General features: G+C 43.3%; 10 protein-coding genes. 4 read left to right on the plus strand and 6 right to left on the minus strand.

What is annotated here, in order from left to right; all coding sequences use genetic code 11:
- A partial coding sequence (locus G563_RS38435) for a hypothetical protein (protein ID WP_028665709.1) occupies positions 1-195 on the plus strand: 195 nt, incomplete at its 5' end.
- Positions 196-531: 336 nt separating this feature from the next.
- Here G563_RS38435 and G563_RS0112625 read toward each other — a convergent pair.
- Positions 532-966 (minus strand): hypothetical protein, encoded by a 435-nt coding sequence (locus tag G563_RS0112625; RefSeq protein ID WP_028665631.1) that lies wholly within the window; start codon positions 964-966, stop codon positions 532-534.
- Positions 967-1,261: 295 nt separating this feature from the next.
- Positions 1,262-4,090, minus strand: a complete 2,829-nt coding sequence (gene carB / locus G563_RS0112630; protein WP_028665632.1) for a carbamoyl-phosphate synthase large subunit — start codon at positions 4,088-4,090, stop codon at positions 1,262-1,264.
- A gap of 161 nt (positions 4,091-4,251) precedes the next feature.
- Between carB and G563_RS0112635 the strand changes: the two genes are divergently transcribed.
- Positions 4,252-5,220, plus strand: coding sequence for a DUF2157 domain-containing protein (locus G563_RS0112635; protein WP_028665633.1), 969 nt, complete (start codon positions 4,252-4,254; stop codon positions 5,218-5,220).
- Between the two features lie 7 nt (positions 5,221-5,227).
- Complete coding sequence (locus G563_RS0112640) at positions 5,228-6,382, plus strand: hypothetical protein (protein WP_028665634.1); 1,155 nt, start codon at positions 5,228-5,230, stop codon at positions 6,380-6,382.
- A gap of 41 nt (positions 6,383-6,423) precedes the next feature.
- On the opposite strand, the gene G563_RS34605 is transcribed toward G563_RS0112640, so the two are convergent.
- The 3 genes from G563_RS34605 to G563_RS0112655 form a co-directional block, all read right to left on the minus strand.
- Positions 6,424-8,904, minus strand: coding sequence for a PAS domain-containing protein (locus G563_RS34605; RefSeq protein ID WP_051210943.1), 2,481 nt, complete (start codon positions 8,902-8,904; stop codon positions 6,424-6,426).
- 178 nt (positions 8,905-9,082) lie between these two features.
- Entirely contained in the window at positions 9,083-9,793 is a 711-nt protein-coding gene (locus G563_RS36980) for a hypothetical protein (RefSeq protein WP_157585292.1), read from the minus strand.
- Between the two features lie 110 nt (positions 9,794-9,903).
- Complete coding sequence (locus tag G563_RS0112655; protein ID WP_028665635.1) at positions 9,904-10,359, minus strand: response regulator; 456 nt, start codon at positions 10,357-10,359, stop codon at positions 9,904-9,906.
- A 222-nt stretch (positions 10,360-10,581) separates the two neighbouring features.
- On the opposite strand from G563_RS0112655, the gene G563_RS0112660 reads away from it, so the two are divergent.
- Complete coding sequence (locus G563_RS0112660; protein ID WP_028665636.1) at positions 10,582-12,717, plus strand: alpha-amylase family protein; 2,136 nt, start codon at positions 10,582-10,584, stop codon at positions 12,715-12,717.
- 37 nt (positions 12,718-12,754) lie between these two features.
- Here the strand turns inward: G563_RS0112660 and G563_RS0112665 are convergent, their stop codons facing one another.
- Positions 12,755-13,909 carry a BamA/TamA family outer membrane protein gene (locus G563_RS0112665; protein WP_229598499.1) on the minus strand — a complete coding sequence of 385 codons (1,155 nt, stop codon included), beginning with the start codon at positions 13,907-13,909 and terminating at the stop codon, positions 12,755-12,757.
- Positions 13,910-13,946: the final 37 nt, after the last annotated feature.

The following is a 13,946-nucleotide window of genomic DNA, read 5'->3' on the forward strand; positions in this document are numbered from 1 at the left end:
TGGGTCATTGAAGCCATAACTGATAAAAAAAATACCTGCAAAAGTCAGCATCTCAAGCAGCAGGCAGATAGCCTTATGAAGTACTACCAACATAATCGATACCGAATGAAATACCATGAATATCGGGCTGTATTGGGAGTGGGGCTATTGAATCGGCCATTAGCACAGTGGTGCAGCAAAGGTGCAAGCTCGTAGGACAACGTTGGACTAAAGGACTAAGCGCAGTACTCAATATGCGTACCGTTTTTAAAAGTCAGAAAAGAGATAGCTTACGCAATGTAATCGCCCTAAAAATGGGCCTCAAACACGCCGCTTAAGCGACAATTTGGTTTGCGCCCCCGTCCGCCCCACTTGCCACAAACCCATGTCGGGTGTAGTTTTATTCAATTAAAGCTTTTTTGATTTGCCTTTGTTCTGCTCTTCTTTCAGCTTTCCAATATTTTCGTTTCAAATACTTTCGTAGGTGTTTCCACCATTCTGTTGAAACTGTTAATTGTCCTTTTCGCTTGTGTGACATTAGTATTTTTTATTTTAATTCAGTTTAGCTTTCTCAAAACTTTCTATGATTAACTTGCTTTGCTTATCCTTATACCAATTGGGGTTCTCTTTAATGTCGTAATATTTTTTATGTAAGTCTAATATATTTTGGCGATGTCTTTTTAATGAACTTTTTGTCTGCGTCGGTAAATTAAAAAACGCAATTATTGATTTTAATTCCTCTGGAGTCAATTCGGTTTTCATTTCTTCGCCACTACAGCCCCTTTTGTAACAAGGTAAAATTGTGATATAGTCGAACTTTACGTAGTTGTTTTTATTTATGGCTAAAACTCGTTTCACTCGATTAGGGTCATATCCGTTATTAGAAATTCGGTCAAAATGCTCTGGGTACATTTCATTTGTAATGTCAATAAAGCCATTTTGTTTAAAAATCTGCACTAACTCTTCTGAAGCCTTATATGTTTTCATTGTTTAGAATTTTAGAGTGTTTCACAAAAATTACCGCTAACATCCCTGTAAATGTAATTAATTTCGTTTATATCTGCTATGGGTGTAGTTCTGCGGGAAACTATCCCGATGAAGATAGACTCAAACGTAATTAAACATAACTAAATTTCCAACTCGTCTAGTGGGTGTTATGTGTATTTGTTAGGGGCTTCTTGTATGACACAAAAAAAGCCGCTGTTTCTGCAGCGGCTTTAGACCCTTCCTTACGTCAGGGTGACAAAAATATGGTGGTCAGGGTGACAAAAGTATGGTGACCTTAACGACTCAAATACAAATTGCGCTCGCCGTAAACTTTTTGGAAGAATTCATCTTCGAGGCTATCGATAAAATAAATCCCCTCGCCCGTAGATTTCATCTCTGGGCCGAGTTCTTTGTTTACGTTCGGGAATTTGTTGAACGAAAACACCGGAATCTTAATCGCCCATCCTTTTTTCACGGGCTTAAATTCGATGTCTTCTACTTTTTTGTCGCCCAGCATAAACTTCGTTGCGTAGTTGACATACGGCTCTTGGTAGGCTTTGCAAATAAACGGCACCGTGCGCGAAGCACGTGGATTGGCTTCAATCACATATACCACGCCGTTTTTGACCGCAAACTGCATGTTAATCAAGCCCTTTACTTTCATCGCTTTGGCCACTTTGAGCGTAATCTCTTCGATTTGGCGAATTTCGTCGGGTGTCAAATCAAAAGGTGGCAAAGTAGCGTGTGAGTCGCCTGAGTGGATACCTGCTGGCTCGATATGCTCCATAATACCGATGATGTGGGCGTTTTCGCCGTCACAAATCGCGTCCGATTCGGCCTCGATAGCGTTTTCGAGGTAGTGGTCTAGGAGGATGTTGTTGTCGGGAATGTCGTTGAGGATTTTCACCACGTGCTGTTCGAGTTCTTGCTCGTTGATGACAATCTTCATGCTTTGCCCACCGAGCACGTAGCTAGGCCGTACCAACAGCGGGAAGCCGAGGGCTTTTCCGATTTCGACAGCAGCGTCGGCGGTGCGTACCGTGTCAAATTTGGGATAAGGAATCCCCAAATCGCGAAGGAGCGAGGAGAAGCGCCCACGGTCTTCGGCCAAGTCGAGGGTATCGAAGCTACTTCCGATGATTTTGATGCCGTATTGATGAAGTTTTTCGGCGATTTTGAGGGCCGTTTGTCCACCAAGCTGCACGATGACACCTTCGGCTTTTTCGTGTTGTACGATAGCGTGCACGTGTTCCCAAAATACCGGCTCAAAGTAGAGTTTGTCCGAAATATCAGGGTCGGTCGATACCGTCTCAGGGTTACAGTTGATCATGATCGTCTCATAACCCGCCTCTTTGGCCGCCAATACCCCGTGTACGCAAGAGTAATCAAACTCGATACCTTGTCCGATACGGTTGGGGCCAGAGCCTAGTACGACTACCTTTTTGCGGTCAGAAGGTACCGATTCGTTTTCGGGTTCATCTTGCGACACGCTAAAAGTAGAATAATAATAAGGTGTTTTGGCTTCAAACTCCGCCGCACAAGTATCCACGCATTTGAATACCCGTTTGATGTTGTGTTCTTGGCGGAATTTATAGACCCGACTTTCCTTCACGCCCAAGAGGTGCGCTATTTGGCGGTCGGCGTAGCCTTTTTGTTTGGCAGTGAGCACGAGGCTTGCCGGAATATCTTCAAGCTCGTAGCTTTGGATTTCTTTTTCGAGTTCGACTAGCTCTTCGATTTGGTGTAAAAACCAAGGGTCGATTTTGGTAAGGTTACGAATCGTCTTGAACGAAAGCCCTGCTTTGAAGGCATCGTAGATGTGGAAGAGACGGTTCCAGCTAGGATGGGCGAGACTATATTTGATAGCTTCTACGTCGGTAAGCTCTTTGCCATCGGCACCGAGGCCATTGCGGCGGATTTCGAGCGACTGACAAGCCTTTTGGAGCGCTTCTTGGAAGTTGCGTCCGATACCCATTGCTTCACCTACCGATTTCATCTGCAATCCCAAAGAGCGGTCGGCACCGGGGAATTTGTCGAAGTTCCAGCGAGGTACTTTCACGATGACGTAATCGATGGTAGGTTCAAAAAACGCCGACGTGCTACCTGTGATAGGGTTGATGAGCTCGTCGAGGTTGTATCCTATCGACATTTTGGCCGAAATCTTGGCAATGGGGTAGCCCGTTGCTTTTGAGGCCAAGGCCGAAGAGCGTGATACGCGTGGGTTGATTTCGATAACGATGATGTCGTCGGTTTCGGGATTGACCGAAAACTGAATGTTACATCCACCCGCAAATTTACCAATACCATTCATGGTCAAAATCGCCAAGTCGCGCATTTTTTGGTAGAGGGTATCGGGGAGAGTCATGGCAGGAGCTACCGTGACGCTATCGCCCGTGTGGATACCCATAGGGTCGAAGTTTTCGATCGAACATACGATGATGAGGTTGCCGAGGCCATCGCGGAGGAGCTCAAGCTCGTATTCTTTCCAGCCCAACACACTTTGCTCGATGAGTACTTCATGAACAGGCGAGGCAAGGAGGCCGTGTTGGAGGGCTTTGTCAAAATCTTCGGGAGCGTTGACGAAGCCACCACCCGTACCACCAAGGGTGAAAGAGGGGCGAATGACGAGTGGGAAACCGATTTCTTGGGCAATTTCTTTTCCTTCCAAAAACGATTTTGCGGTGCGACCTTTACAAACGCCCGCGCCTAATTCGATCATTTTTAGGCGGAATTTTTCGCGGTCTTCGGTGGTTTCAATGGCTTTGATATCCACCCCGATGATTTGTACATTGTATTTTTTCCAAATACCCGCTTTGTCGCAATCAATCGCTAAATTTAACGCCGTTTGACCTCCCATAGTTGGCAAAACGGCGTCTACTTTGTGTTTCTCTAAGATTTCGACTATGTATTTTTTCTCGAGGGGTTTGAGATATACATGATCGGCATTGATGGGGTCGGTCATGATAGTCGCCGGGTTGGAGTTTATCAAGATGACCTCAATGCCTTCTTCTCGAAGCGAACGAGCGGCCTGAGAGCCTGAGTAGTCAAATTCGCACGCTTGGCCGATGATGATAGGGCCAGAACCAATAATAAGGACTGATTTGATGTTGGGATTCTTGGGCATTTTTTTTGTTTTGGGGTTATCGGCTAGATGATGCCAGCTCAAAAATTGTGCAAAATTAGCGGATGAAATCTTTTTAACCCATGAATACTCCAAAAAAATAATATTTGTACGAAAAATAAGTGGATTTCGGTATATCAAAACAAACCCTCATCTTTGTCATTATGAACCCGTTAGCCGATATTTTAGCCCAGTGGGAGCAACTCCACTTGATTTCTACTGAGGAGCGTCAGCGCTTCCAAACCCTCGAAAAACACCGCCCTGTATCCGTTTGGTGGCTGTTGCGTACGTGGTTGTATGTCGGAATTTTACTATTTACGTCTGGGGCGGGTCTGTTGATTTACAAAAACATCGATACCATTGGGCATCAAGCCATCATCGGCTTGTTGTCGGTGCTGATGTTGGGGTGTTTTTATTATACCTATCGACACAGTGCGCCGTTTTCAAAACAAGAAGTCGAGACCGAAACAAAATTTGTGGATTTTGCGCTACTCTTGGGGTGCACTTTGTTTTTGTCGTTGGAGGGCTACGTCCAATGGCAATACAATCTCTTTGGTACTCGATATGGCCTGGCAACGGTGCTGCCAGCGATCCTGTTTATGTTTTGTGCCTACCGCTTCGACCACCGTGGGGTATTGTCGATGGGGCTTACGGCTTTGGCTTCGTGGGTAGGTCTTACGATTACTCCTTTAGAAGTATGGCAGGCCAACGATTTTTCGGGAGCCTCGGCTATTTATACCGCCTTGGTTTTTGGACAAGTGCTGATAGGAGTGGGGCTGGTACTTCATAGGTTCAATATAAAGCAGCATTTTACTTATACCTATTTATTACTTAATGGTAATCTGTTGTTTGTGAGCGCATTGGTAGGTATGTTTAGCCTTGAAGAATGGCCCTTGTATGTGGTATTGATAGGAGGATGGAGTTGGTTTTTTGTGTGGTATGCCCGCCAATATCAATCGTTTTTGTTTTTGTTGATGGCGGCAGTATACGGATACGTCGCTTTTACCTACTTGATTTTTAAGGTGATGGACGAAAGTTTGTGGGTTTTTCTGGGGCTTTTTTATTTCGTAGGGAGTGCAGCTTGCGTAGTATGGTTTTTGGTAAATTTCAAAAAATTGCTCAAAAAAAAATAACAGTATCATGAAAGCATACAACGAAACTTGGCTGCGCAATCAATATGCTTTATCGATGGCTCAACGTTGGAAGCGTGAAGGACTCCTTAACGACTCTCAGTGGAACGACCTCAAGCAGCTTCATGCCGAAGTACCCCACAATCCTAATATATTCATCAAAATTGGTCTTTTTCTTTTTGGAGGAATTGCGTTTTGCTTTGGGGCCGGAATGGCCTTTGTGGTGTTGGGCGAAGGAGGAGGCTTTGCTGTCACGTCTTTGGTATATGGGGTAGGGGTGTTTTTTTTGCTAAAATTGTTGATTCGACAAAACAAATTTCATTTTTCGGGCATTGACAATGCCCTCATTTATGGAATTATTGGGGCTATTCTTCCGGCAGTTTTTGAAATATACAGTGGTTTGAAGCTGACTTCTGCTTGGAGTGGAGTGGCTTTGATAATGCCTATTTTGTTGGTTATGGTGTATATATTCGGCGAACCTTTGGTGGCAGTAGGAATGCTTGGTAGTGGATTGTTTATCATTGCTTCATGGTTAATGCAAACTGCCTGGGGAAAAGCCCTGTTGCCTTTTGCATTGATGTTGGTGACGGGAGGTTTGTACGGAGCGATTCGTTGGTTTTTGCAAAAACCAGCCTCTTTTTACTGGCAAACAGCCCTCGAATGGCTAAGTATAGCATCGTTGGTGGTGTTTTATTTGGCAGGAAATTATGGTTTTGTACGCGAAGCCAATGCCCAGTTGAATGGCCTGCCTGCTCCTGCCCCTGAGATTCCTTTTGCCGCCATTTTTTGGCTGTTGACTTTTAGTGTTCCCGCTCTGTATTTGTACGGAGGTATCAAGCAACGCGACCGTAGCTTACTCTTTTTAGGAAGTGTAGCGGTGGTATGCTCAGTGATTACGTTACACCAGTATCATCCTTTTTTATCCGTAGAATGGATGATGATACTCGGAGGCTTGGTATTGGTGGGCATCACTTATCGACTCATCAAGGGGCTCAAACAGCCCAAAGCGGGTTTTGTATCAGTGGCTGATGCGGAGCAAGAAGAGCGTGTAGGCTTGGAAGCCGTAGTATTGGCGCAACTGACGCAGCAAACCCAGAATGCTGACCACGGCGTGAGATTGGGCGGGGGCGATTTTGGGGGCGGGGGTGCTGGCGACCAGTATTGATTTTTCATAAACCTTGGCGGTGTTTCAGACGCCGCCAAGGTTTATTCAACAGGTAAATAAATATAAAAAGTAGCACCTTGGTTGGGCTGACTGTGGGCGGTGATAAAACCGTCATGGTTTTCAACGATTTTTTTGCAAATCGCTAAGCCAATACCTGTTCCTTCGTAAGTATCGCGTCCGTGGAGGCGTTGAAAAACTTGAAAAATACGCTCAGTAAATTCCTCTTCAAAACCGATGCCGTTGTCGGAGACGGTGAGGCAGTGATAATGAGAATGAACCAAAGGAGCGAAAGAATGGATATTCGGACTTGCTACGACTTTAGCTTCGATGTGGATACGAGGCGGCGTGCCTTTTTGCGAAAATTTGAGTGCGTTGCTAATTAAATTCGTAAATAATTGCTCAAATTGAAAACGGATGATTTTAAGTGTTGGGAGCGACCCACATTCGATAGATGCGTTTTTTTGGTTGATTTCTTCTTGTAGATTCAAAAAAATTGTTTTCAACAATACCGAAAGGTCGGTTGCCTCAAAAGACTGATCAGTGGTACTAGCCCGCGAATAAGCCAACAAATCCAAAATGAGCTGCTGCATTCGCTTTGAAGCCGATTGAATACGCCTGAAATAGTCTTGCCCTGTCAGCGAAAGATTATTCCATTCGTATTCGAGAATACGACTCGAAAACGCCTGAATTTTGCGTAACGGCTCTTGCAAATCGTGGCTTGCCACGTAAGCGAATTGCGCCAGTTCATCGTTTGATTTAGCGAGCTGTTCGTTAGTGATTTTAAGCTCATGTGTTCGTCGAGCCACGTTGATTTCTAGCGACTCGGCTAGTTCTCTTAGTTGTTTTTCACTTTGTTCGATTTGGTGGCGTGCTACTTTTTCTTCGGTTACGTCTAGCACCGTTCCTAGCAAACGAAATGGTTTAGATTGGTGGTCAAAAAGTACTTTACCCTTCACAATCATCCAGCGGATAGACTGATCTGGATGAATGACGCGCGCTTCGTATTCGAGTATGCCTTTACGTACAGAAGCTTCATGCGCTGCCTGACGTACAGCAAGGTCGTCGGGGTGAATTCTTTGAACGAGTATTTCTCGGGTAGGAGTGTCGTTTGGCTCAAATCCAAAAATTTCTAAAAACCGCTTTGAGAAACTCATTTGTTGGCTGGCTAATTCAACTTCAAAGGTACCTAACCCAGTGATACCAACGGCCATTCGTAAACGTTCTTCTGCTTCTTTGATTTTTTTGCGACTTTCTACCTTTTCGGTTACATCGTATACAGTTGCCATGATTCCTGATACCTCGTGGCTAGTATCAAAAAGGGGAGCGTATTCAAAATCAAGATAAAACGCCCGCCGCCCATCATGCGAATCTATATAAGCGAGCGATTCTTTTTCTTGGTGGGTTTGGGCATTCTCAAATACTTGTAACAACAGCTCGGGGTATTTTTGCCCCCTCAATTCGGGGAAGACGTCGAGTAGTTTTCGGCCTTGTACTTCTTCCAATTTTCGTCGCCAAACATTTTTGAGCATCGTTTGGTTGGCTAAGTCAATTACTAAGTCACGTCCCCTAAAAATGGTCATGGCAATGGGAGACTGATTGATAATGTTTCGAAATTGGGCTTCACTTTGCTGAAGAGTAAACTTAGCCTCTACTTGTTTGGTGACTTCAGTGGCTACGACGATTACGCCGTTTATGGTGCCGTCGGGTTGGTAGAGGGGTTGGTATACAAAATTGAAAAAGGTTCGTTCTCTGTTGTCAAAACGATTGATTTCTACCTCAAACTCATGACCGTAAGCAGGTTGTCCAGTTTCGATGACGCCCCTTAATAAAGGTTCAACAATGTCTTTTACTTCGGGTAAAGAATCAAAAAGCGAACGCCCTACAAATACTTCTTCTTTACGATCGATGATGTGTAGATAAGTTTCGTTGGCCATTTCTACAATAAAATCTTTGCCCCGAAGAATAATAATACCTACGGGTGCTTGTCGGACAGTATTTAGAAACTTGCGGGCGTTTTGGTCGGCTTCTTTTCGAATGTTATGCGCTAAGAAGGTTTGTTGTTTGATTTGTTCATCGAGCTGTTGTATCGTTTGATGAAGTTCGAGCAGTTCTTGACAATTGATCCAAAGTTGTTGGGGATTGTCGGAGGTAGTTGTTTCTAGGTCTTCTTGTAATACTTGTTTTTCTATCGAAAGAAGTACCTCTATGAGTTGATTTGATAGTTCATCAATCCTAAGCAGCCCTTCGCGCGCTTCACCAATTTTGCCGTTTTTGTAGAGTTCAATTAGAGATTTAGCTTCAAAATGAATTTCGTGATGGGTTTCTTCAAGCACTTGTATGCTGGGGATATGACTGTACACTTGAAGCGCATGGTCGTGTAGCCACTTGCCAAAGGGGCATTCTACTACCGATACCACGCTACTTTCGTCCAGTGAAGCGCCGTAGAGTAGTGAGCGCAATCTGGTCTTAAATAAGATGTGCCGAGTTTTGGCCTTTTGAAAATCAAGTTGAATCAAATTCATGGATGTACAAATGGGCGGATTGGTGACCTTAATTGGCCATTATTTAAAAGCTTGTATATACTTACGTTTAAAATCGTCTAATAGCATTATATATTGATATTTTTGCTATACACACATTGCTTATAAAGTTGTTAGGTAAACTTGAAGATTGATTTTCGGTGGTTTATATGGTTTTTGGTCAAGGTTTTAGATGGCTTTTCTTTTGGATCTTTAGTTGATGACCCATTGATGTCAAGGGCTCAATCCAGTCTTTGAATGGCTTAAATAAAAAAGCATGGCCAATTCCCATATTTAATTCAATTTCCTCAAATTCAACGTTTCTTTTATTTGTGAATATTTTTGAACACGAGCCTTTTGTATCTGTTTTTTCATAAATTGAAAGAAATTTTCCTTGGAAAATGTCGGAATGCTGTGAATAATAATCTATTGCATATTTACTGCAAAGCCCAATCAGCACGTAATTGAGTTGAGTTTTTTTGGTAATTAAAGCAACCTCAAGTGCAATATAGGCTCCCAACGAAGCACCTACAATTAGGATGTTTTGCATGGGAACTCCAAATGAGATCAAAGTATCTATTTGGAGGCTGATTTTCTTGGCATATTCAACTTCATTTGTCCCTTTGGGCCTCACTTCGCTAATTACATGGAAACCCTTCATTGATAGGGAGTCAAGAATAGGATAATATTCATACTTCCCATAGTATTTGCTGACAGCATGGGGGCCTTCATCCTGAACGATACCTCCATGCAAGTAAAATAAATAAATTTTATGGGTGTCAATAGTTTTGGGTATAGAAGTAGTAATAGATTGAGCATAAATGGTATTATGATCTGTCAAATGGGCAAATGATAGTAGCCATACAATGATTCTTAGAAGTTGTTTCATCATCGGATGTAGGATATTTTATTGTAGCTTATGATACCAGCAGTAGCTCGTCATGCTCTAAATGAAAGAAAAAAAAAGTATAACACTATACTGTCCTAGAAAACCAACTAATTTCAATATACCAATAAAAATTTCTCTCGGCTCGGCTGGGTATAGTGCTGGCTCCAGTCAATCGCCAGAATTTTTTGGATGAGCAACTTAAGTTGCTGAAACGACCCTGGTTTTGATACAAAAAAATGGGCGCCTTGGGCGTATACCTTATCTACAGCGTCGGGTTGGGAAGTGGTAGAAAAAATAATGATAGGGATGTTTTTCAGTTTCTCGGTTTGCTTGATTTCTCTCAAACATTCAAAGCCGTTTTTACGTGGCATGTTGAGGTCTAAGAAAATAACATCGGGTGGAGGAGGGACGGTTTCCCTAAGAATATCCATCAGTTGCTTACCGTCGTTGGCGGTAGTAAGATGTGTATACTGAGCTACTTCCCGCAGCGCATCCTCAAAAAGAAGACGATCATCAAAATCGTCATCTGCTAAGAAAATATTCTTTTGGGCGCTTGAGAGTAGATTCATAAGTTGAACATGGACGGATAATATTTCCTAAAGTTAACGTACTTATCGCGACTTCTCAAATAAGGTACACCAACTTCGCCCCAAAAAAGCCTTTTAGAAACTTGACAAATAGCGCCACAGGCGTAGTTAAGAGGGATATTGGGAGAGGGGTAAAAAACACCAAAATTTTACTTTTCAAAAATGAACTACAATCCTATGCATGTTCGCAAACCCACTAAACCTATGAAAAATCCTCTTTGCTTGATGAAATATTTGTTCTCTTTTTGGCTTCTTTTGTTGATTTCTCAAAATGCTTTTACCCAAAAAAATCTCTCTTGGCCAACCGACTTGCCTTGGTGGAAAAAGAATAATCTCAGGGTGATTCAGACCAATTTGCCCGCCTATGAAGCCGCTACTTTACATCCCGATTCACTCCTCAAAGACTTGAAGGCTTGCTCGGCCAATACCCTGCTTATCAACGCGGGCGGTATTATGGCTTTCTATCCGACCAAGCTTCCTTTTCATTATACCAATCCTTACATGAAAGGCAATATGCTCAAAGATGTCATTGAGCGCTGTCATCGCAACGGCATCAAAGTCATTGTACGGTTTGATTTTAGCAGAGTTCATGAAAGTATTTTTAAGGCGCATCCCGATTGGTGCTACATCTCGCCCAAAGGCGAACGTATCATCAATACCGATATGTACGTGGTGTCTATCAATGCGCCTTATGTGCAAGATTGTGCTTTCAAAATTATCGAGGAAGTGATTGACAATTATGGAATTGACGGCATTTTCTTAAACATGCCAGGCTACCAAGTCAACAATCCCTATGAGGGGAAATACCACGGTATTGATCAAAATGAATATGACAAAAAGCGTTTTGCCGAATACAGCGGGGGGCAAGCGCTCCCTACCGAAGAAAACAAAGCAGACGCGGTATTTCAGAAGTATTTAGCTTTTAAAAAGTTTACGGTAGAAGATTGGTCAAAACGATTGCATGCGTTGGTAAAATCAAAAAGTAATCAAATTGCCATTTGTACATACATGGATAAGTATGTAGACATCATTCGGCACGAGTCCCAAACCAACAGCTTGCCTTATTGGCCTTACTCTGCTTCCGACAATGTAGGCAATGCCGCCAACTCCTTCCCCGACCATATCATCAGCAACAGTAGCATTCAGCAAATTTCGTTTCAGTCGCGCTACAATGCCGTCGAACCCGAAGAAGTTTCCATTCGGCTTTACGAAAATATTGCCAATGGCTCAGGACTTGACATCAGTATGATGGGCGATATGCGCGGCTACGAAGATGAGCGCAATTATGGGGTGATTCGTAAAATCTACGCCCATCACAAAAAATACGAGCCTTATTTTGGCAAATATACTTCTACGGCCAAAGTCGCGGTGATTGCGCCCGGTGCTTGGCCTAGCGGTGCTCCTATGCAAGAATATCGCGGTATACAGCTCATGCTCAGAGAGGCACATATCCCTTTTGATATTGTGGAAGATGCTCAAATAGAACATCTTGCCGCCAAAATAAAAAAGTACGGCTTGGTGATTCTCCCTGACATTACTTATCTCAGTCAAGCTTCGGTGCAGGTGCTCAAAGAAGCCTCTCGTCAGGGCGTGCATCTCATCGCTACCAATCATACTTTGTTTGATAATCCTGAGGCCCTGCGCGATTTGTTTGGGGTAAAGATTATCAACAAAGACCACGAAGGCAGCGGCTTCTATCTCACACCTGACAAAAAAGAGGTATTTAAGCGATTGGATAAACAAAAAATGCTTTTCTGGAAATTCAATTTGGGGCTTTATGATATGTCGGGGGCGGATAAAACTTTTTTGCCTATACTCAGCAAAGGCCGCCCTGGGCCGCCCGAAATCATCGGTGGACACGAGCCGACGGGGTATTTTGGGATGTCAATCAAAGAGCATCCAAGTAGCAAAGCCGTGATATTACCTATCAATTTAGGGCGGCTTTATTATATTCATGGCTATGAGCAGCACAAAAATATTTTGTTAGATGCCATCGATTATATCTACCCAGAGGCAGCGAAGCAGCTCTTCACCAATGCGCCTGAGCGGATAGAAGTAATTGTGAAAGAGTATCTTAAAAATACCCCCGAAAATCACCTTAAAAATACCCCCGAAGGTTTGATCATTCATTTGGTCAATCTCACCGGCTTTAGTGGCAATACCTATTTTGCACCTTTGCCAGTGTATCAGCTTACTTTTAAAGTGCCTGCCTCTTTCAAACCCAAGCGGGTCTTTACTATGGTGGCCTCCAAGCCTGTTCCTTATGTTTGGAAAAACGGCTATGTAGAATTAAAACTCGATAAACTCGAAGATTTTGAAGGGATTGTGATTGAAAAGTAGAGTTTGAGTTTTTTGCTTTACCGAAAATCCTGTCAATTTAAAATGCTTCGCCCGTAAACAAATAGAAGTTGGGGCCATCTTCTGAAAAACCCACATCGAAGCGAAGATAAATGTCTTTTTTGGGAAAAAGCAGATAGCGTAGACCTACACCGCCAGTGGTACGGATGTATTTGGTACTGAACGTATTAATGGTAGGTGCTACGGCAGCGGCTCCCGCAAACACCGCCGCGCCAAATCGTTTGCTAAAACCAAAAGGTAGCCATCGATGTTCGATTTGGGCAGCGAGCATGTTTTTGTCGCGATAGCGCCCCAAATAATACCCGCGCATGATCATTTCGCCACCCATGAGCGCTAGCTGATTAAACGGTATATCGCCTCCGTAAAAATTGCCGTATAGCTGCCATGCCAGAACGTTGTTTTGATTGGTGGGATGGTAAGAGCGTACGTCTAAATTGACGCCATAAAAGGTATAATCGCTGCCAACACTAGGATGGTATTTAAGAAATGCTAATTCTCCAAATAAACCTTTTCGGACATTAAGGACATTGTGACGGTTGTCGTAGACCAAGGCTACTCCAAGCCCCACATTGATAGTACCGTTGGAGCCTAGCGGTTTTTCGTAAAAATGATCCTTGGGCTGTACAAAAGAGGCATTATATAATTGTTGATAATCTAGCTCAGGACCCATAAAAAGATTAGGGACGAGTTTGCGCAAAACACGTTGCCTAAACAAAAGATAATTGGCATCTACCAAAGCCGGCTCCTTACCCGCAGGGGCAGGGCCAATGCCGTGGTATAAAAGAGGGAATTTTTGAAATCGAGTTCGGCCCAAAAAAAACCATTTGTCTTTGTCACCGTAAATGGCATTGTCTATCCATAAACCATATTGAGCTTTGAACGTAACAAACCCAAACGCCTGTACTTCGCTGAGGCGGTTGAGGGTGTCGTTTTTGGCCTGAAAAAGCAAGAGTGATGATAAGCCTATCTCAAAACTAGTTTCGGGAGCATAGGCCACAGTAGGATATACCCTAAAACTCGGCTTTCCAAAAGAGGTAGTATCCGAAATCGTTTTTTTGATAAAACGCTTGACCCAGCTCTCTTGACCAAAAGTAGGCTTTACTAAAGCAAAAGTGCAAAGCAAAAGAAATGTGAGCGTCGTGAATGGAGCGGGCATGGTAGTGGTATTGTTCATATATATACGCAGTTTTTGCCCCAAACTGTTCTTTGAA

The sequence above is a fragment of the Runella zeae DSM 19591 genome, from assembly GCF_000423565.1.
GTDB classification, from domain to species: domain Bacteria; phylum Bacteroidota; class Bacteroidia; order Cytophagales; family Spirosomataceae; genus Runella; species Runella zeae.

Excerpts from the sequence above, each read along its gene's own strand:
- G563_RS36980 (WP_157585292.1), bottom strand. The coding sequence starts at position 9,793 with ATGATGAAACAACTTCTAAGAATCATTGTATGGCTACTATCATTTGCC.
- carB (WP_028665632.1), bottom strand. The coding sequence starts at position 4,090 with ATGCCCAAGAATCCCAACATCAAATCAGTCCTTATTATTGGTTCTGGC.
- G563_RS0112635 (WP_028665633.1), top strand. The coding sequence starts at position 4,252 with ATGAACCCGTTAGCCGATATTTTAGCCCAGTGGGAGCAACTCCACTTG.
- G563_RS0112665 (WP_229598499.1), bottom strand. The coding sequence starts at position 13,909 with ATGAACAATACCACTACCATGCCCGCTCCATTCACGACGCTCACATTT.
- G563_RS0112655 (WP_028665635.1), bottom strand. The coding sequence starts at position 10,359 with ATGAATCTACTCTCAAGCGCCCAAAAGAATATTTTCTTAGCAGATGAC.
- G563_RS34605 (WP_051210943.1), bottom strand. The coding sequence starts at position 8,904 with ATGAATTTGATTCAACTTGATTTTCAAAAGGCCAAAACTCGGCACATC.
- G563_RS0112660 (WP_028665636.1), top strand. The coding sequence starts at position 10,582 with ATGAAAAATCCTCTTTGCTTGATGAAATATTTGTTCTCTTTTTGGCTT.
- G563_RS0112640 (WP_028665634.1), top strand. The coding sequence starts at position 5,228 with ATGAAAGCATACAACGAAACTTGGCTGCGCAATCAATATGCTTTATCG.
- G563_RS0112625 (WP_028665631.1), bottom strand. The coding sequence starts at position 966 with ATGAAAACATATAAGGCTTCAGAAGAGTTAGTGCAGATTTTTAAACAA.